This window comes from Caballeronia sordidicola, assembly GCF_001544455.2.
Classification (GTDB): domain Bacteria; phylum Pseudomonadota; class Gammaproteobacteria; order Burkholderiales; family Burkholderiaceae; genus Caballeronia; species Caballeronia sordidicola.
This window is the reverse complement of the sequence record NZ_FCOC02000006.1, coordinates 64,329-83,392: the sequence shown is the minus strand read 5'-3', so window position 1 is coordinate 83,392 and position 19,064 is coordinate 64,329. Positions and strand designations below refer to the sequence as shown.

The following is a 19,064-nucleotide window of genomic DNA, read 5'->3' as shown; positions in this document are numbered from 1 at the left end:
GCATATAGGAGCCATTTCGTTTTCGGCAGTAAGGCTCTGCGGTTCGGCCACTTCCGCGCAATCGACAATGGCGCAAGCCACCGATCCAGCGGCTTCACTGCGTCAAAGCGTCAGATTTTTCACGAATCAAACGATTACCCCAAACTCGAGTTCGCCTTGTGTTCCGCGTTCTGCAAATCCTGCGGATAGTTGACTTGGTCTTGGCCTGGTTTGTAATCGTTTTCTCCAGCTTCTTCCGATCCGCCGTGGGCGCTGCACGCGCCTCCTTTGGCTCTTTTTTGTAGACCCGCTTTGGCGTTAAGGCCGAGGTGGTCACGCTCTGCGCAGAGGCAACCGGCAGAGTGATAAGAGCGGCCGCGATGACGACCACAAGAGAGAACTGCGACAAGCGATGGCCATCAGGGACTTGACCGAGACAGGAAAGAACAGCATTTCATCATGGCGGACGGAACCGGGATGGCATGGCTCGCGCATCAGTACTCGTACACGCGTCGGGCGCGGCAATAAGTTGCGCGCCGGGTGGTCGGCTTCCGCCAATCGCCGACAGGCGGGGCGGCCAGGTTCAGTCGCTCAGTCGCACGAAGAAGATTCACAGTCGTCCCTTCCTGAGCGGCCACGGGGCAACCTCCATTGCTAATTTTGACTACCTAGATGACTCCGATGGCCTGCATTCACATTGCGCCGTTGCCTTTCGACATCACCCGCTTATGACGAGCCTTGCATTTCTCCGCAAGCGAATCGACCGGCAGGCCCTGCGCGGTCTGCTCATGATATTGAGAGTCTGGGTGGACGAAGACAACCGTCAAGCACTCGTGCCAACATCGACTTTCAGACTCGTACCCGTTATGAACGCCGCTTCCAGGCTTGCTAATCAGACGACAAGACCCGCGACATCATCGCCTGATCCGTAGCGACCCAGTGCGATTGAGCTCCGAATCTGGTCGGTCATCGGAAGGCCATCATACAACCGACATTTTAATAAGAAATCCTTATTTTATGCCAAATCCGATTTTCTGAAACCGGCAACCAGTTGCAAGAAAGATTCACACTTCCAGGCGATTCCATACCGCGCCGCGCTAGCGCGCACCCGGCGACGCGCGCAGCACAGCGCGCAGCTCGCCGAGAAATTCGCGAGCCGAATGCGACAGCGGTTCAGCCCGCGCATAGATCGCATGCACCTTTAGCATCCTTTCCGGGAAAAGCGGGCGCACGTCGATCCGCGTACGCATCGACGCGTCCACGCAGAGCGGATCGACGAGCGCGACGCCGACGCTCTCCGCGACGAGCGCGCACGCGCTTATCGACGAACGCACCTCGACGGCCGGCCGTGGACGCGGCTCGCCGCCGGGTTCGTTGCGGAACATCTCGCCGAGCATGTGGCCGAGCGGCGAGTCATGCCGGTAGTCGATCCACGGCCGCTCGCGTAGCTCGGTCAGCCGCACTGTCGGTGCGTCCGAATCGAGCCAGCCGCGCGGGCTGATGCAAACCAGCGGCACCTCGGCCAGCGGCTCGGATTCGAGATGCGGATGTGTGATGTCGAACATCGACACGCCAAGGTAGTTCTTGCCGAACAGCACGCGCGGCACGAGGTTGTTGTGTGTGAGCGGTTCGAAATGGATCGGCAGTTCCGGATAGCGGCGGTTAAATTGCGCGATCGCGCGTGGCAGCAGATGCACGCCGAGGCTCGGACTACAGACAATATTCAGCTTGCCACTGCGCCCTTCCATCAGCGCGTGTACCAATTCGTCGACATGCTGGATGCCGGTGTAGGCGACTTCGACTTCCTCGAAAATGCGCCGTGCCTCCGGCGTCGGAAACAGCCGTCCGCGGGCACGCTCAAACAGCGGGAAGCCAAGCCGTTCCTCAGTCACCGCGAGCACGCGGCTCACCGAAGGCTGCGCGATGAACAGCATCCGCGCAGCCTCGCTGACCGAGCCAGTCAGCATGATCGCGCGAAACACCTCGATTTGTCGCAAGCTCATCGTAAGTCGACGCTGTGGCCGTTCGTCGTAATCCATCGCTTCTCTCCGCGCACATTGCCTTCACATAGACGGCGTCTATACCGTACGAATTTTGAACTATTTCACGGCCGGAAGGGGCGATTGCTATTGTGGCGACACTGAAAAACCAAAGGTTCAGCATGTCGAAGTCCCGCAAACTTGGCTTAGCCATCGCCCAGATGGGCCCGGTTCACCTCGCCGATGACCGCCGCAGCGTCGTCGCACGACTCGTCTCGATGCTGCACGAAGCAAAGGGCCGCGGTGCTCGGCTGGTCGTGTTTCCTGAACTCGCACTGACGACGTTCTTTCCGCGCTACTGGATGAGCGAGGACGAAGTGATCGCGCGCTTTTTTGAACGAGCGATGCCGAATGCCGACGTCGCGCCGCTGTTCAACGCCGCACGCGAGCTCGGCGTCGGCTTCTACCTTGGCTACGCAGAAATAACCCCGGACGGCCGCCGCTTTAACACTGCAGTGCTGGTCGACGCAAACGCGAACATCGTTGGCAAATACCGCAAGGTGCATCTGCCCGGCCACTCGGACCACAAACCGGACGCCCTGTTCCAACACCTCGAAAAGAAATTCTTCGAGGTCGGCGATCTCGGCTTTCCGGTGTTCGATGGCTTCGGCACAAAGCTGGGCATGTGCATCTGCAACGACCGGCGCTGGCCGGAAACGTGGCGGATGCTGTCGCTACAGAGCGCGGAGCTCGGCATCCTCGGCTACAACACGCCGTCGCGGAACATCTACTGGAACGAGCCGCCGCATCTGCGAATGCACACGCATCTGATCTCGTTGCAGGCTGCCGCGTACCAAAACGCGATGTGGATCGGCGCTGCTGCGAAGTGCGGCGCCGAAGACGGTTTCCACATGATCGGCGGCTCGGTAATCGTCGCGCCGTCGGGCGAGATCGTCGCACGGTCGTCCGGCGAGGCCGATGAAGTCATCTTCGCGAACGCCGATCTCGATCTCGGCGACGTGTTCCGCCAGCACGTATTCAACTTCGCGAAACATCGCCAGCCCGAGCACTACGGGTTGATCATCGAGCGTACCGGCTCCGGCGCACCACTGCCGCATCGCGACAGCTAATCGCACACTACCGGCGCGCACGCGCACTACACGACTGCACCACCCGGCGCAGCGTGCGAATGCGCTTTCCTCATTCCCCTTTTCGTCACCTCGTTATGAAGACCCTCATCGAAGCACCCGCCGCGCCGTTCGTCGTCGAACCCGGCTCAGTGACGTCGCTGTATTCGCCATGGCGTAAAACCGCCGTGCTCGTGATCCTGCTGCTCTCGTGGATCCTCGCGAACGCAGACCGGGTCGCGATGAGCGTCGCGATCATCCCGATCACGCACGAGTTCCAGCTAAGCGCGTCGATGGCCGGCCTCGCGCTGAGTTCGTTCTATATCAGCTACGCGCTGATGCAGCTCGGCGCGGGCTGGCTGTCGGACCGGATGGGCTCGCGCACCATCCTCGTGTTCTCGGTCGCGTGCTGGTCGGTGTTCACCGCGCTGACCGGCGCGGCCGGCGGGATCGCGTCACTACTTCTGATACGAGTGCTGTTTGGCATCGGTGAAGGCGGCTTCGTGCCGGCGAGTACCGTGACGGTCGCCGAGGCGTTCCCCGTGAAGGAGCGCGCCCGTGCGAAGTCGCTCGTGATCGGCGCCTCGCTGCTCGGCAGCGCGATCGGCTCCGGCGGCATCGCCGCGCTGATTCACACATACGGCTGGCGCAACGCGTACGAAATGTTCGGCACGGTCGGCGTCGCGATTGCGATCGCGCTGTGGCTGATCGTCAAGAAGCCGGTACGTGGCACCGCACGCGCACGCGCAGCCGGCGGCTACGGAGCGTTGCTGCGCTCGCCCATACTACGCACGACGATGATCATCTTTTTCTTCTGCAACATCGTCTATGTCGGGCTGATCTCGTGGATGCCGTCGTTCCTCATCAAGACGCGCCACGTCGACATCCTGCACGCAGGCGTGCTGTCCGCTGTGCCATACCTGATCTCGTTCGTGTTCCTGAACCTCGTCGGCTGGCTGCTCGACAAGGTCGGCCACGGCCGTGAGCGCCTGTTCATGGTGTTCGGCGCATGCATGATCACCGTGTTCCTGATGCTGATGGCAACGGCGGAGTCGATGCCGGTGCTGCTGACGTTCTGGACGCTGTGCATGATCGGCTACGCATTCGTGTACGGCACCGTGTTCGCGATCCCGCTGAAACATCTGCCGGACACGGCGGTCGGCGGCGCGGCCGGCATCATCAACTTTGGTGGCCAAGTGGCAGCGGCGGTCGGCCCGCTCGGGATCGGCGCGCTTGTCGACGCGACGCACGGCCAGTTCGTGTTCGCGTTCCTGTTCCTGCTCGCCGCCGGCTTCGGTGCGATCGCGTTCTCGCTGCTATGGAAGCCGACGCATGCCGTGCGCCGCGCCGCTTGAGCTCGCCATCAACCTGCTGCCGTCCTCACATCGACTGTCAATGGAATCTCTCATGAATCACCCAACGCCCGCGGCCTCCGCGCAAACTAAGCCGCTGCGGATCGCCGTCTTGAACTTCATGCACGAGACGGTGACCTTCCTCGCCAACGACACGACGCGCGACGACTTCGTCTACCCAGGCTCGCCCGCGCGCGACGAGGCGCTGCTGCAGAGTGATCCGCACGGCTACATGGGTGGCTTCGTCAAGTTTGCGCGCGAGTTCGCCGGTTTGGAGCTGGTTGGCATCGAGTCGCCGTTGTTCCCAAAAACCGACATCGGCTCAGGCTGGGTCACGAACGAAGCGTTTGAGCATTTTGTCGGCATCATGATCGCCGAGCTGCACCGCCAAGGACCGTTTGACGGCGTCTACATGGCGTTGCACGGTGCGATGGGCGTGCGTGGCGTCGAGCGCCCCGAGGCGGAGCTCGCACGCCGAGTGCGCGAAGCGGTCGGCCCCGACGCGGCGCTGATCGGCACATTCGACCCGCACGGCAACGAGGACGGGATGTTCCTGCACTACGCGAACCTGGCGTTTACGACGAAGTATTACCCGCACTACGATTGCTACCTGCAGGGCGAACGCGCAGCGCGCGCGATGGTGCGCTCGCTGCGGGGCGACTATAAGGTTGCGCACGTCACGAAGAAAGTGCCGATCATCTCGCCGACCGTCGTACAGTGGACCAGTACATCGCCGTGGATGGATCTTGTGCAGCGCGCGCTGACTTGGGAAGCGCGCGAGCCTGACGCATTCGTCAACGTATTCTTTGGCTTTCCGTGGGCGGACACGCCGGACGCCGGGATGACGATTCAGGTGATGACCAACGACAGGCCAACGCTCGCCGAGGAGATCGCGACCGACATGGCGGAGACTGCGTGGCGCAAGCGCGACGCGCTCCTGAACTCGACGCGGATCCACGAGATCGGCGAAGGCGTCGCGCTCGCGCGGCACGCGGTCGCGAACGGCGCGACACCGGTCGTACTCGCAGACCACAGCGACCGCTCCGGCGCGGCGACGTGGTTGCTGAAGTCGATCATCGATCACGACATGGCGCGCGTGCTCGTCGCGGCGGTGACCGATGCCAACGTGCTCGACAAGGTTCACACGCTCGAAATCCGCGCGGGGGACGCGTTCGACATGCCAGTCGGCGGTCGCGTGGACGAGTCGGCCGGCGAACCGGCGACGATCCGCGGCACCGTGCTGCACGTGTCGGACCCGACCGGGCGTAGCGGCTGGATCAGCGTGGGCTTCGGTGACGGCAACGTGCTCGTGATCTCGCGCTACCTCATGCAGATCATGACGCCGGCCGCGCTGACTGCGATGGGCTTCGACCTCACCGCGTACGACGTCATCGCGATCAAATCGCGTGTACATTTCCGGCGTGGCTTCGATGACAGCGGCTTCGCGAAGACGATCGTGCTGGTCGAGCCGGCGCAGAGTTTTCTTGGCACGATGCGCCTCGATGGCCTGGACTACAAGTTCGTGGATCTGAAACAGTACTATCCATACGGCAACCCCGAGTTCGACGCCGCCGCGCGGCAGGCCCTGTGAACATCGGGAGGCCTGCTGTGACCGCCCGCGCTCCCACGAGCGCTATCGTGTTCGACCGCTCGTTCGGCGTGATCGGCGGGGCCGATCCGCTCGCGAATGCCGACGTGATCGCGAAGCTGATGCAGACGCTGCCGACCGCGCTGCATGCGCACAGTGCCGACGTGATCGTCGACGAGCCAAGATTCGGCGACGACGAACCGGACATCGGCACGCTCTCCGAGCTGAAGTTGCATGTGTTCGACGCGGTACAGCAGCTTCGCCGGCAATGCGTCGACACCGTGCTGCTGCCGTGCATGACGAGCCATACGTTCGCCGCCGAACTACGTTCGAACACGGATCTGCTGATCGTCGACCTGCTCGCAGCGCTCCGCGAGCATCTGCGTCGCGAGCATCCGCACGCTCGACGCATCGGCATGATCGTGCCAGCCGCGGTGCGCAAATCGAGGCTGTTCGATCCATATTTCGACGCGGCGGAGTTCACGCTACTGTATCCGTCGGCGGTCTGCGCCGATGCCGATGCGCTCGTGCGCGATGGGTCCGGCATGCTGCTGCACGCGGCGCTCGAAGATCTCGCCGCGCAACGCGCGGACGTGATCGTGCCGGGTCTGACAGGCATCGTGGCGCAGCTCAAGCGCACCGGCCCGCACGCGACGCCGTACGTCGACTGCAACCTCGCGTACGTGGAGTACGCGGTGTCGGTCTGTCTGGCCGGCGCAGCGGTGCAGCCCGCGCCACCCGAGCGCCTGAAGATCGGCATCGTCGGCGGTGTCGGCCCGGCGGCGACGGTGGACTTCCTCAGCAAGATCGTCCGCAATACGCCGGCTGCGCGCGACCAGGAGCACCTGAAGGTGATCGTCGAGCAGAACCCGCAGATTCCGGACCGCACCGGTAACCTGATCGGCGGTGGGCTGGACCCGACGATCGCGCTGTATGCAACCTGCAAGAAACTCGAGGCCGGCGACGCGGACCTGATCGCGATTCCCTGTAATACCGCGCACGCGTTCGTCGCGCGGATCCAGCGCCGCCTCGACATTCCAATCGTCAACATGCTGACGGAGACGGTGCGGTACATCCGCGCGATGTTCCCGGATCTGCGCGACATCGGCGTGCTTGCGACGTCGGGCACGGTCGCGAGCGGCGTGTATCGCGACGCACTCAACGCGTGCGAGCTACGCCAGGTACTGCCGAACCCGGTGATGCAGGAACGCGTGATGTGCGCGATCTACGGAGAGCGCGGCGTGAAGGCCGGCTACACAAGCGGTACATGTGTCGATGACCTGCATCTGGCAATCGACGACCTCGCGGCACGCGGCGTCGATGTGGTGATTCTTGGCTGTACCGAGTTGCCGCTGCTGGTCGACAATCCGCATTATCGGGCCGCGAACGGTCGCACAATCACACTCGTCGACCCGAGCGACGTGCTGGCACAGTGCTGCGTCGCGTATGCGCTGGCTGGCCGCGCGCCAGGTCGCTGAGTTCAGACTTTGGGCCGAAGACTCAGCGCCGCCGCGCGACGGTTCTGTCACGGTAAGGCGGTTGAGTCATACAAAGGCGATATGACGAGGATAGGTTACATCACCAACGAGTAGAACTGTCTGGCTGTAGATAGCTTGATTTGCCAGTGTGTATCATCTTCCCCTTGGCGATCATCCATTGATCTAGATGCTGCTGAGAATGACACGCGCGCAGCGGAAGTCCTCGAACCCGAGCATCGGTCGGATGATGCGTTTGATCGCCCGATGGCCCTGTTCAACCACGTTGTTTAACACTTGATCTGACAGATCTTAATGGCTGTGTCGCGCTCGACGTTCACCGCGTGCAGCGCGGCCAGATTGGCTTCGGTTTTGTCGGTCGTCACCGTCTCGGGGGCGCCGTTTTGCTGGATCGATTTTTCGAAATGCCGCTGGGCAGCAGCCCTGTTCCGCCTGGCTCGCAGAAGCAAATCGACCGTGTTGCCTTCCTTGTCTACGGCCCGAACAGGAACTTCTATTCGCCCCTGACCTTGGTGTAGTGGTGAGTAAATCCAGGAAATTTCACCCGGAGTCTCTCGGAAAACCGAGCGTCAATCTCCTTAGTATTACTATGTCATAAATATGCGTGGAAAACACAACAGCACGGGCACCTTCGTAATCGCCTGGAGATGTGGGCTGCAACTGGCCAGCGCCGCGTTGCAATCGAATCAGATACGTGTCGCTGCATGCGCTGAAGAGCCGCGTGGGATGTAGTCCGCGGGTAAGGCAGGCACGCTGCGGACGTTGGAGTTTTTTTACTGCCTTGACTCAGGCGCTGTGCGACGAGAAATCCAAAGGCGGCAACGCATAGAGATGCGTGATGATCAAAACCACGCCACCCACGTCCCTCAAGTGACCGAGCCCAAATTCCTGCTTGAGGTCCTGACAGTCACGCTTGATGCGCCATCGCATTTTGGCAACGTGAACGAGGTGTTGCACAACCGTCTCTTCCGGCAAAGTTGAAAGCCAGTATTTGGTTGGTTCGATTCCGCCAAGGGACCACTCGATGAGCAGCCATTCTTCATCGCGCGGCGTAGCGCGCCAATTATCGCGGTGAGAGGTCCACACGCGCAACGCCGCAAAACGAGAACTTAGGGCGGCACGATTGCCTTCGCGCCACGAAACCGTGTGATAGCAAGACGGATCGAGCGCTAGTGCTAGGTCCTTGACAGCGACTGGATCATATCCCGGTACCCGGCGTTGCAGGCTTCGAGGTCGGCCAAGCTTGCCGGTTGAGGGTACAGCCGGCAGCGGGGCAAGTCCCGGTGGCCACACGCGTGTGCTCGACTGGATGCCCACGGCGTAATGCAGGCCGAGTTCGCCGACGCTGGCGCGAAACGCCGCATCGTTTCCATACCCCGCGTCAGCCAGCACCACTGTGTTTGGCGCACCGCTTTGCCTTGCCTCCCGCCGCTGCGTGATAGCGATCTGCGGCTTAAGGCGCGGGATTTCGCATCTCTGATGCACGATATTACAGCCTGGATTTGTCCGTAGCCAAGCCCGTCGGCGCCGCTCCAATTGAAAGCGCATCGCGCAACCCTCGCATCAAGGCAACGTTTTCTTATCAGTTTCCTTAGGTTGGCAGCGGCAAGGTCGGTGTTCAACTTGTTGCGCGTGGCTTCGCCGAGGTAGAAGATGCCATCGAGATGTTGCGCGCCGATCTCGGCTGCGATGCCGTGCATCTTGGCAAGCGCCCCGATTCCCGTGGCGCCCAGACATGCGCCAAACATGATCAAACACGCGAACGACCGCAGCAGCTTGTTCAATACAGACAGCCGGTCAAACCGATTCATTTAAGCATCCTTTACGCAAATCTCCGCCGATGGATTCGACGAACGTGCCCGCTTAACGACCCGCGGTCAGGATTTCTTCAAAACGAATCCCCGGTATATAAAACCAGGCATGGAACGGGATCGGGGGAAACGGGGGAAACGGGGGAAACGGGGGACGTATCAATGCGGTAAGTAGATGGCAACGAAGTCGGGGTTGTTGTTCGTCGCGCCACATGTAATTTAACGAAGCCCTTGCTTATTGCGAACAGTACGAAACGAGTCCCGGCTCATAGCTGTACGCCGCGAGTCAGCGCGCCGTCGACCACGAGATTCGTGCCGCTGACAAAACTCGCAATGGGGCTCGCAATGAACGCAACCGCATTTGCGATCCTGAGGCGTAGCCATGCGCTTGGTCGGATTCAATGCGAGCGCTTCCGCGTAAAGCGTCGGGTTATTGATCTCGATCCAATCCCATACGCCGCCCTTGAAGTACACGTTGCCGGGAGATACCGTGTTCGCGCGGATCCCCTTTGGCGCAAGCTGATAAGCAAGCCCTTGCACGTAATGAACCAGCGCAGCCTTGAACGTGCCGTATGGCCCCGCAGCGAAGTCCACTTCGCGTCCCGACACGCTGGAGATCGCAACAATCGATCCGGCCTTGCTTGCTTCCAGATATGGCATGGCGGCATCGACAAGATTGACGGTTCCGAGCATGTCTGTTTCGAACTGCTTGCGCCACGACTCTATGTCGTTCGAAATGGAAAGCGCACTTACGTTCGCAACGACGATATCGAGGCCGCCCCATTGCTTCGCGACGTCTTCCACCCATTGTTTCAGCGTGGCGCCATCGGCCACGTCGACGCCCGCGCCCAACGCCTCGGTCCCGCTCATCGCGCTCAAAGATTCGGCCGTCTGCCCGGCAGCGTGCGCGTCGCGCGAGCAGATCGCTACGGACGCGCCTTCCCTCGCCAGCGTTTGCGCAATCGCGAGGCCAATGCCCTTTGTTCCGCCCGTGACAATCGCCTTCAATCCCTTCAGTTGCAAGTCCATGTAAGAGTCCTTTAAAGGTCGGGCTGGGAATGTGTATCGTCGGGACAAGGCTTGGGCAGCGCGCGCTTTACCTTGAGGAGTTCGCCTGCCTGGATGATTGAATGACACATGTCGTCGACGCTGACGCGCTTCGCCATTGCCTGGCCGCGCAAGATTTCATAGGCTTCGGCTTCCGATATCTGATGCATTGCCATGAGGATGGATTTGGCCTCGTTGAGATGCCGTGCTCCACTCACCTTCTGCTCGAGGCTCGCGATGCGTTCCGTCATCTGCCGGTTCTGCCGGGCGTTCTGCATTGCAAACACAACGGTTGCCAACAAGCCGGAAGCGCGGATCGGCGTTGTGATGATCGCGTTAGATCCCATCTTCAATGCCTGGTCGATAAACGTGGGATTCTCGTAGGAGATGATCGATATCAACGGCGGCCCGTCAGGGCCGAGCCATGCATCGCGAGGCGCCTGTTCTTCCGGAATCAACGCGCGGAAAACCAGGTCGACCTTGTCGGGCAGCACTTCGAGCGGCGGCCAGAACGCGGCGACCTGAAAGCCCATGCGTTTCAGGTGATTGGTGAGCGTTGCACCGTCGTTGTCGTCGGGATGAAAGACGACAACGGACAGTCCCCGGTTCAGTACCGAACCGGTCAGGCTGCGCTGTCGACTCTCGCGTTGTGGCGTCACGTCAGTGCTCCCGCGTGCTGAGCTTCGTCACCCAGTCGCCCAGACTCTGTGACGCCATGTATGGATCCGGCGGGACCGCATTGGCCGATTCGCGCAGGATGGAAAACTGCCCGTCGCTTCCCGCTCGCCCGATCCGCGGGTACAGCGCCATGTGATGATTGACGCGGTCGATATGCACGCGTCCTTGCGGGGCCGCGAATTCAGCCCCCAGCAAATGCGGCATGATCGTGCCGATATCGTCCGAGCCTGCCTTGTTGAAGGCGTTCGCATACATGTGCATCTGGTAGTACGCGGCCTCCCAGTTCATATCGGTTGGATGTTGACGTCCAAACCGTTCCACATGGCCTGCGAGCGCGGTTCTGTTCTCTGGTGTACCGATGCTCTGGAAATACGGCGCAGCAGTGATATGCCCGGTTGCAACGCCGCGCTCCATCATGGATATTTCGGTTTCCGAAGTATTAAGACTTCCGATCGGCATGCGCGCCGGATCGAGACCCGCATGTGCGAACGCCTGATACAGATATGGAACCGTGCGGCCTATCACCGTGCAGAAAATGAAGTCGGGGCGTTTCTTCTGAATGTCCGCGACGACATCGGCGAATTGCTCGAACGGCGCATTGAGATCCAGATACCGTTCGCCCAGGATCGCGCCGTCGGGATGCTGCAGCAACAGCTCCTGCATTGTCCGGTTGCACTCATACGGGTACACATAGCGCGAGCCCACCATGTAGCAGCGCGCGCCGTAGGTCGACGTCATGAAGTCCGCGAGCTGCAAGCCGTTCTGGTTTGGCGACGCGCCGCTATAAATGATGTTTTCCGAAAACTCGAAGCCTTCGTATTGCTGCGAATAAACCAGCAGACGATTATGTTTCTCCACGACAGGCAACATCGCCTTGCGGCTCGACGACGTGTATCCGCCGAAGATCACGTTCACGCCGTCGTCGAGAATGAGTTTTTCCGCGAGCGCCCGAAAGCGCGTGGAATCCGAGCCCGGATCGTAATGCACGACCGACAGCTCCCGACCGGCTACGCCGCCGCGCTGGTTGATCTCCTCCACAGCCAGGATCGAACCTCGCCATTGAGACATTTCCAGCGGCGCAGTCGCGCCGGTCGTGGAGCACAGCAGCCCGATCTTGACAGGTTCGGATAGAGACATGGAGCGCTTTTCAGGTCATGCGTTCATGGGACAGCGTGGCACGTCACTTCAGATAATGCTTCGCGATCATGGCGCCGACCGTATATTTTGGATCGACAAAATTGCCGAGGCGAACCTTGCCGCATTGACTGAGCATCATATACGCGTCCCATTTGTCGAATCCGTATTCCGCCGCCATCCACAGCACAAGCTCGCGATACGCAATCCGCGTTGCATCCTCCAGCGGCCTCGCGCTGCCAATGCTCATCAACGCGTCCTCGTTCTCAAGACGCGGCCACGCAATGGCCCAGTTCTTGATCAGGTCCACACGAATGGTGGTCGTGCTTGCATATTCAACCGCCGTTCCGCAGACTTCGCCGTCGCCCTGGCACGCGTGTGCGTCGCCGATGAACAAACGGGCGCCCGGTGAACGGACCGGGAGGTAGGTGATGCTGCCCGGACCCATGTCAGGCACGTCCATATTGCCGCCATGCGAATCCGGCGTCAGCGAATTGATGGAGTCGATCTCCGGCGACAGGCTCAGCGTGCCGATATGCGGCTTGTACGGCAACGTATTGCGCCGGCTCCAGTAGACGTTGTCCTCATCGATCTTGATCTTGCGGACAATCTCGGGAAGCGGTTCGTTGAGCAAGGCCGTATAGTCCGTCCCTGTCAACGCGCCGAAGTTGGGGATCATGCAACAAAAGCCGTGCGGATCGTCGCCGCGCGGCGCCATCTTTTCGATGTACACCGCAATTACGTCACCCTTCTCCGCACCCTCGATCATGATCGGGCCATTCTGCGGATTCAGGAACGGCATCTTCAGGATCTGCGACGGCTTGTCCGTCTCGGACGTGATTTTTCCTTCGAATGCGTCGCGGGTTTCGACCACGACCGTGTCGCCCGGTTGAACGTGCATGACCGGCGTGGAATACGGTCCGATGGTGTAGTGAAACGTGTCCTGCAACGCTTCAGTCAGTTGATGGGTCGTCCCTTCCCGATTCGCGCCTACGCCGCGTTGCATCATGATCGAGTCGTTAAGCCATTGCATGCCGGGTCCTTTCTAAAGTGCCAGATACTGGCGAATCAATTCTTCGTCGGCAAGTTGCGCGCGGTTCAGGGTGCTGACAATCCTCCCCTTGTCCATCACGCAGCAGCGCGCGGCGACGCTTTCAACCATACCCATGTTTTGTTCGACAAGCAGCACACCGATTCCTGTTTCATCGGCAATCCGAATCAAGGTCTCGCCAATCAGATCCACGATGGACGGCTGAATTCCTTCGGATGGTTCATCGAGCAACAGGATCTTTGGCGAGCCGATCAACGCACGCGCGATCGCAAGTTGCTGCTGTTCTCCGCCGCTTAACGTACCCGCCTTTTGTTGAAAGCGTGCGCCGAGCACGGGGAAATAGCCCACCACCTTGTCGAGCATTTCTGGCAGGCGGGCGCGATTCGACTGGGCACCCACTTGCAGGTTTTCGCGCACTGTCAACGCCGGGAACACCTCACGGCCCTGCGGTACATATCCCACGCCATGTCGCGCCCGCGAATACGGACGCGTATCGCCAATTTCTTCGCCGTTCAACGCGATGCTGCCGCCCATCAATGGAACGAGTCCAATCAACGCGCGCATCAGCGTGGTCTTGCCAACGCCGTTTCGTCCGATCAAAGCGACGATCTCGCCGCGCTCGACTGTCATCGATACACCGTTCAAGACCTTGCCGCCCGCGTAACCACATTCAACGCCGGAAATTTCGAGCAGAGTCGTCATTTCTTCTTGCCCAGATAAATTTCGGCGACGTCGTCGCGCGCGAGGATTTCTTCGAGCGGGCCATCGGCAAAAAGGCGGCCTGCGTGCAACACCGTCACGCGCGTTGCCACTTGCCGCACGAACGTCATGTCATGCTCGACCACCATGATGGTGAGTCCGCGCTCGCGCAAGCCCATGATCAGCTCGCCGGTTGCGTGCGTTTCTTCGGCCGACATGCCGGCAACGGGTTCATCGAGGAAAAGAAGTTTTGGCTTGAGCGACACGGCCATCGCAATCTCGAGCCACTGCTTTTTGCCGTGAGAGAGGTTGCCTGCGAGTACATGTTCTTCCTCATCCAGCAAGAATTGATGAAGCAGTTGCTCGAGCGACTCGACGCGATCATCTTTCGCCCGATGCAAACCGAGCTGCAAATGCTGGCGCACAGTGAGTTCCGGAAAAATGCCTGGAATCTGGAACTTGATGCTCATCCCCATGCGGATTCGTTCATGCGGCAGCACATGATTCAGATCGCGGCCGAGAAACGAAACAGACCCGGCGCTCGGACGATGCTCACCTGTTATGAGCTTGAAGAAGGTACTTTTCCCTGCACCGTTCGGTCCGATCACGCATCGGATCTCGCCTTCACCGATTGCAAAGTCGATGCCGTTGATCACGTGCGCCCCGCCGAAATGCTTCGCGAGCGCGTGGGTCTCAAGTAAGGTCGTGCTCACGGTTCGCTCCTCGTGCGTGCTTTGAACGAGCGCGGTGAAGGTGTCTTGCGCACGGCGCCGCGCCGCACAAGCTTTGCTATCAAAGGCAGCAAACCGTCAGGCGCCACCAGCACCACGAACAGCAGGATGGCGCCCATCAGGATCAGCGCGTACTGGCTTCCATAAATAGCCAGCCATTGCGAGAGCCACACCAGCAGCGCCGTGCCAATGATCGCGCCGCCTATGCTCCGGCGTCCCGCGGTTGCGACCCAGATGATCGGCATGGCGGCCGACGTCAGCCCCATTGCAGACGGCGTGATGTACGAACCCCAGATTGTATAAAGCGCACCCGAGAGGCCGCCGAGTGCACAGCCGAACACGAAGATCAGAAGTTGATGCCGGCGGATATCCACGCCCAGCATTTCGGCGCGCTGCGGATTTTCACGGATGGCGACAAGCGTCAACCCGAATGGCGAATCAAGCAGTCGCCGGGTGATCCCATAGACAAGTGCCAGCAGCACGACGACCAGATAGTAGAAGCGGGTATTTTCCAGCGTCACTTCGCCGCCAATCCAGGGAATCGATAACGGCGGCATGCCGGACATGCCGTTGTAACCATTGAGCCGAGCTTCGCCAATGGCCCATTGCGGTCCCGCCGTTTGCGCCATGAACGTTTCCAGCACGAGCGTCACTGAAAGCGTCACGATCCCGATAAACACGCCCTTGATCTTGCCGTAGAAGATCATGTACCCAAGGAGCGCCGCGACGACCACGCTCACCGCGAGCCCGATCAGCAGTCCGCTCCACGACGATACCCAGCCATCGCCCAGATTGATCGTGACGATTCCGTACGTATAGCCGGACAGACCGAAAAACGCGGTTTGCCCGAAGGACAGAATACCGCCCTGGCCCCACATCGCGGCAAGCCCTATTGCGGAAAACGACCAGACGAGGCAATAGGCAAAGTTGCCGCTCGCGGTGCTGTCGACGACCAGCGGCAAACACAACGCCAGCAGCCACGGCGCGAGCCGGATTGCTATTGGAATGAATCGTCGCACAGGCGGATTGGAAGTTGATTGATTCATCGGCAATTCCTAGCGTGCGCGGCTGAACAGATTGCCGAGGCCCTGCGGCATCAGGCGGATCACGACGATCACTGTCAGCAGCAAGCCGATTTGTCCGAACAGTTGCCCGTACGATGCAGTCAACGCGGTTTGAATGACCGCGAGCGCAGCGGCGGCCGGCGTTGTTCCGGCAATCACATTAGCGCCACCCACGACTACCGATACAAACGCCTGCACGATGAAGTTCGTGCCCATCGTCGGAACCGCGGTCATTGTTGGTGCATACAAAGCGCCGGTTAGCCCTGCAAGTCCGGCGCCGAGAGCAAATGTCAGCGTATAAAGCCTGTCGGTTCGCAGCCCCAGCGATTGAGCCATGTTCGCGTTTTGGATCGTTGCTCGCGCACACACGCCGTAGTTGCTTTTGAAAAACAGCAGATATAGCAAGCCGAGAACAACAAGCGCGATGACGGGCAGCACCGCACGATATGTGGAGAACGAATACTCCCCGAGACTGAACGAACCAAAAGGCGTGCTGATCCCTTCCATCGACGGGCCCGCAACCAGCAGCATGGTCTGTTGCACGATCAGGCTGATTGCCCAGGTCGCCACGACCGAATCGTAGAGCCGGTTATAGAGGTGACGTATCACCAGCCGCTCGATAGCAACCCCCGCGATGGCCGCCGCCAGCGCGCCAAGCAACATGGCAACGGGCAAAGGCACGCCACGCTTCGCGCAGATGATGGTCACGTAAGCGCCGCACATGATGAACTCGCCATGCGCGAGGTTGATGATGCCCATCATGCCGAAAATGACGGCCAGCCCGAGCGCGGCAAGCACGAGGTAGGCGAAGTTATCGCCAAACTGATAGATGACCGAATACAGTGCGGAGAGTGCTGTCATCGCGGGGATCTCGTTGAAGCTCGTGGATTAGCGCGATCGCCGTCAGAAGCGGTGGGCGATCACGCCATCACATCAGGACTTGGGCAGGCTCGACGGCGTGTACTGACGATGATCCGGCTTCACCGGAAGATTGCATCCAACTTGTCCGAGCCAATACGGTTGAACGTCGTTCCATACCTTCGGAATCTCGACCGAGTGATCTTCCTTTACGTGCACGAGGTAAATTGTGTGGCTCAGGTGATGGCTCTTCGGGTCGATGCATACCTTCCCTGAAGGTCCATCCGTGCAAATGCCGCCGCCATCCAGCGCCTTCTCGACCGCCTCCTGATTGGTCGACTTCGCCTTCTCCACAGCTTCTTTGTACAAGTACACCGCGTCGTAGGCGTTCGCGGCTTCCTGGTTGATGTAGGGCTCGTTCGGATACTTTGCATGGAAGCGTTTCTTGAAGTCGTTGCTTGCCGGCGAATCGACTTCTTCCACATAGTTCGCTGTCACGAACATGTCCTTCAGCGCAGGCGCCTTGAAGCGTTTGTGCTCATACGCCTGACCGACGTTCACGGAACTTCCCATCGGCAGATTCAAGTGAGCGGATGCCTGCTGCTCGTAATAGGACGCCTGATTTGCGCCGACCAGCAAGGTCATCACGAAGTCCGGCTTGGCCTTCTGGATGTTCTGAATCGTTTGTCCGAACTGCGAGACGCTGAGCGGAATGAACTCTTCGCCGACCATGGTCCCGCCGTTTTCCTTAACGATGTTGCGGACCCATTCCGCCGATATCTGGCCGAAGTTATAGTCAGCCGCGATCGTATAAACCTTCTTGCCGTACTTCTGCATCATCCATGGAATCAACGTCGAGAATTGCTGTTCGGGAACGGCTCCAGTCACGAATACATTCGAGTCACATACGCCGCCTTCGTACTGGTTGTTGTACCAGTACAGCTGATGCGCACGGTCCATGATCGGCCGGATCGCCTCACGTGAGGCGCTCGAAAAGCCGCCGAAGATCACGTCGGCCTTGTCGGTCTGAATCAGGCGACGCGACAATTCCTGGAACTTGGTGTTGTCCGATTGCGTGTCGTAGGCAATCAGCTTGATCGGCCGTCCCATGATGCCGCCTTTCGCGTTGATCTCGTCCACGGCCAATTCGGTCGCGTGGATTTTCGGAATGGTGGCCAACGCGAAATTTCCCGATGCGTCTTCGAGCAACCCAAGCTTGATGGGGTCCGCTGCAATTGCGACTGCGGAAGAACAGGCAAGCGCGACCACAGCGGCCATGCGCAACCAGGATGACTTGTCAGCCAGCATGCGTTATCTCCTTGGGTTCATTCGATCAAAAAAAAAGACGAAAAAAAGCCCTCCGACGAACCAGGGTTCGTTGAAGGGCTTCGGTGCCATGTCCTCGTGCCGGCATCGTTGGCGACATGAGGAATCTTGCAGTAATCTTAGGACGCCAAAAAACGCGGTGTCAATGCTCTTTGCTTCTGGAGCCGCAAATTCACTCCAAAGCTAAAGCGTTCAAACGTTGCGCAAGAGCGTATTCCATTCGGGCGAATCGATCACGGAACGCGCGCGCATAAATTTCCACGCACCATATTTGAAGTAATCGAAGTCGAGCGTCGATATTTCGTTCTGAAGCATGGACCAGGTCGCCCATTTCAAATCAGCAAGCGCCTTGTGCACGGTCACACGCGCCATATTCGCTTCGCTCACGCTACCAAAATAGGACTCGACCATTTCCTCTTCCACCTCGCGCGTGAAAAACATCTCGCCGCTCAACGCACCGAGATCGTAGCAACGGTCATTGTTCGATGCGTACTCGTAGTCGATCAACAGAACGGTCCCGGCTTCATCGCGGAGAAAATTTCCGGGCATGGGATCATTGAAACACGCGACGATATCCAGCCCTGACGCTTCAAGCGCTGCGCGTGCGCGAAGGTATTCGGCGTGCAGGCGCGAGAAATCGTCGGGAAGTTTGCCACCAGCCTGACGCACCTGTTCCACATGTTCATCGATCAGATTGAAGATGGTCTTGGTCAGCGGCAACAAGGGCGATGCGTGCAACGCGCGATATACCGACACAATGGAAGCGCGAACCGGCGCATCGAGAAAATCGCGGTTCGAGCAGGTCGCGCGCCCTTCCACGAAGTCGTTGATCTCCACGCCCAGTTCCGCGGCATAGTCGTACAGGCGCGGGCCAATGCCGATAGTCTCCGCTTGCTTGCTTGCCGCGAACGCCACTTTCCGGTCGATGAACTGCTCCGTTCCGCGGCCCGGCACCTTGACGAAGTAGCTGCTCGATTCGCCGTCCAGCCAGACCCGCCAGTTGCTGTTGCTGATCCCGCCGGGAACGGGTGCGTATTGCATCGCGCGGCCGCGCCAGGGCTGGACGCTGCGCAATACGGTTTCGATTTCGCGTTCGGCGTCGCTTGAGGCCGTACCCAGCATTTTTGCCTGCATCGTCATTGCC

The 19,064-nt window shown here is 59.9% G+C and carries 14 protein-coding genes and 3 pseudogenes; 4 read left to right on the top strand and 13 right to left on the bottom strand.

All coding sequences use genetic code 11. From position 1 onward, the window contains the following. Positions 1-1,076: 1,076 nt before the first annotated feature. Positions 1,077-1,982: a LysR substrate-binding domain-containing protein gene (locus tag AWB64_RS12665; RefSeq protein ID WP_167353919.1), complete on the bottom strand. Its 906-nt coding sequence runs from the start codon at positions 1,980-1,982 to the stop codon at positions 1,077-1,079. A 158-nt stretch (positions 1,983-2,140) separates the two neighbouring features. On the opposite strand from AWB64_RS12665, the gene AWB64_RS12660 reads away from it, so the two are divergent. The 4 genes from AWB64_RS12660 (at position 2,141) to cuyB (ending at position 7,503) form a co-directional block, all read left to right on the top strand. After that, positions 2,141-3,088, top strand: coding sequence for an N-carbamoyl-D-amino-acid hydrolase (locus AWB64_RS12660; RefSeq protein WP_060819387.1), 948 nt, complete (start codon positions 2,141-2,143; stop codon positions 3,086-3,088). Positions 3,089-3,273: 185 nt separating this feature from the next. Beyond that, positions 3,274-4,440, top strand: coding sequence for an MFS transporter (locus tag AWB64_RS12655; protein ID WP_244164049.1), 1,167 nt, complete (start codon positions 3,274-3,276; stop codon positions 4,438-4,440). Positions 4,441-4,492: 52 nt separating this feature from the next. Continuing rightward, positions 4,493-6,028 (top strand): M81 family metallopeptidase, encoded by a 1,536-nt coding sequence (locus AWB64_RS12650; protein ID WP_060819667.1) that lies wholly within the window; start codon positions 4,493-4,495, stop codon positions 6,026-6,028. Positions 6,029-6,045: 17 nt separating this feature from the next. Beyond that, complete coding sequence (cuyB, locus tag AWB64_RS12645; RefSeq protein ID WP_060819383.1) at positions 6,046-7,503, top strand: cysteate racemase; 1,458 nt, start codon at positions 6,046-6,048, stop codon at positions 7,501-7,503. A 95-nt stretch (positions 7,504-7,598) separates the two neighbouring features. On the opposite strand, the pseudogene AWB64_RS12640 reads toward cuyB, so the two are convergent. From AWB64_RS12640 to AWB64_RS12585, 12 genes and pseudogenes are all read right to left on the bottom strand, one after another. Next, positions 7,599-8,003 (bottom strand): annotated as a pseudogene (locus AWB64_RS12640) (DDE-type integrase/transposase/recombinase); the annotation flags it as partial. 204 nt (positions 8,004-8,207) lie between these two features. Then, positions 8,208-9,006: pseudogene (locus AWB64_RS12635) on the bottom strand (IS701 family transposase). Between the two features lie 592 nt (positions 9,007-9,598). Continuing rightward, positions 9,599-10,361 (bottom strand): annotated as a pseudogene (locus AWB64_RS12630) (SDR family NAD(P)-dependent oxidoreductase). An 11-nt stretch (positions 10,362-10,372) separates the two neighbouring features. Next, the gene (locus AWB64_RS12625; RefSeq protein WP_060819379.1) at positions 10,373-11,038 is read right to left on the bottom strand and encodes an ANTAR domain-containing response regulator; all 666 of its coding nucleotides are present in this window, start codon (positions 11,036-11,038) and stop codon (positions 10,373-10,375) included. Position 11,039: 1 nt separating this feature from the next. Beyond that, the gene (locus tag AWB64_RS12620) at positions 11,040-12,194 is read right to left on the bottom strand and encodes a transporter substrate-binding domain-containing protein (protein ID WP_060819377.1); all 1,155 of its coding nucleotides are present in this window, start codon (positions 12,192-12,194) and stop codon (positions 11,040-11,042) included. Between the two features lie 43 nt (positions 12,195-12,237). Beyond that, positions 12,238-13,224 carry an acetamidase/formamidase family protein gene (locus AWB64_RS12615; RefSeq protein ID WP_060819375.1) on the bottom strand — a complete coding sequence of 329 codons (987 nt, stop codon included), beginning with the start codon at positions 13,222-13,224 and terminating at the stop codon, positions 12,238-12,240. A 12-nt stretch (positions 13,225-13,236) separates the two neighbouring features. Continuing rightward, positions 13,237-13,944: an ABC transporter ATP-binding protein gene (locus AWB64_RS12610; RefSeq protein WP_060819373.1), complete on the bottom strand. Its 708-nt coding sequence runs from the start codon at positions 13,942-13,944 to the stop codon at positions 13,237-13,239. Then, positions 13,941-14,654, bottom strand: a complete 714-nt coding sequence (locus AWB64_RS12605) for an ABC transporter ATP-binding protein (protein WP_060819372.1) — start codon at positions 14,652-14,654, stop codon at positions 13,941-13,943. Before AWB64_RS12605 ends, AWB64_RS12610 begins: the two co-directional genes overlap by 4 nt. Further along, positions 14,651-15,718, bottom strand: a complete 1,068-nt coding sequence (locus AWB64_RS12600) for an ABC transporter permease subunit (RefSeq protein ID WP_060819370.1) — start codon at positions 15,716-15,718, stop codon at positions 14,651-14,653. The genes AWB64_RS12605 and AWB64_RS12600 overlap by 4 nt, the downstream gene beginning before the upstream one ends. A 9-nt stretch (positions 15,719-15,727) precedes the next feature. Further along, entirely contained in the window at positions 15,728-16,597 is an 870-nt protein-coding gene (locus AWB64_RS12595) for an ABC transporter permease subunit (protein ID WP_060819368.1), read from the bottom strand. Between the two features lie 72 nt (positions 16,598-16,669). After that, a complete protein-coding gene (locus AWB64_RS12590; protein ID WP_060819366.1) occupies positions 16,670-17,902 on the bottom strand; it encodes an urea ABC transporter substrate-binding protein in 1,233 nt (410 codons plus the stop codon). A gap of 210 nt (positions 17,903-18,112) precedes the next feature. Beyond that, entirely contained in the window at positions 18,113-19,060 is a 948-nt protein-coding gene (locus tag AWB64_RS12585) for a choline/ethanolamine kinase family protein (protein WP_244164048.1), read from the bottom strand. Positions 19,061-19,064: the final 4 nt, after the last annotated feature.

Excerpts from the sequence above, each read along its gene's own strand:
- AWB64_RS12665 (WP_167353919.1), bottom strand. The coding sequence starts at position 1,982 with ATGAGCTTGCGACAAATCGAGGTGTTTCGCGCGATCATGCTGACTGGC.
- AWB64_RS12660 (WP_060819387.1), top strand. The coding sequence starts at position 2,141 with ATGTCGAAGTCCCGCAAACTTGGCTTAGCCATCGCCCAGATGGGCCCG.
- AWB64_RS12650 (WP_060819667.1), top strand. The coding sequence starts at position 4,493 with ATGAATCACCCAACGCCCGCGGCCTCCGCGCAAACTAAGCCGCTGCGG.
- AWB64_RS12620 (WP_060819377.1), bottom strand. The coding sequence starts at position 12,194 with ATGTCTCTATCCGAACCTGTCAAGATCGGGCTGCTGTGCTCCACGACC.
- AWB64_RS12615 (WP_060819375.1), bottom strand. The coding sequence starts at position 13,224 with ATGCAATGGCTTAACGACTCGATCATGATGCAACGCGGCGTAGGCGCG.
- AWB64_RS12610 (WP_060819373.1), bottom strand. The coding sequence starts at position 13,944 with ATGACGACTCTGCTCGAAATTTCCGGCGTTGAATGTGGTTACGCGGGC.
- AWB64_RS12600 (WP_060819370.1), bottom strand. The coding sequence starts at position 15,718 with ATGAATCAATCAACTTCCAATCCGCCTGTGCGACGATTCATTCCAATA.
- AWB64_RS12595 (WP_060819368.1), bottom strand. The coding sequence starts at position 16,597 with ATGACAGCACTCTCCGCACTGTATTCGGTCATCTATCAGTTTGGCGAT.
- AWB64_RS12590 (WP_060819366.1), bottom strand. The coding sequence starts at position 17,902 with ATGCTGGCTGACAAGTCATCCTGGTTGCGCATGGCCGCTGTGGTCGCG.
- AWB64_RS12585 (WP_244164048.1), bottom strand. The coding sequence starts at position 19,060 with ATGACGATGCAGGCAAAAATGCTGGGTACGGCCTCAAGCGACGCCGAA.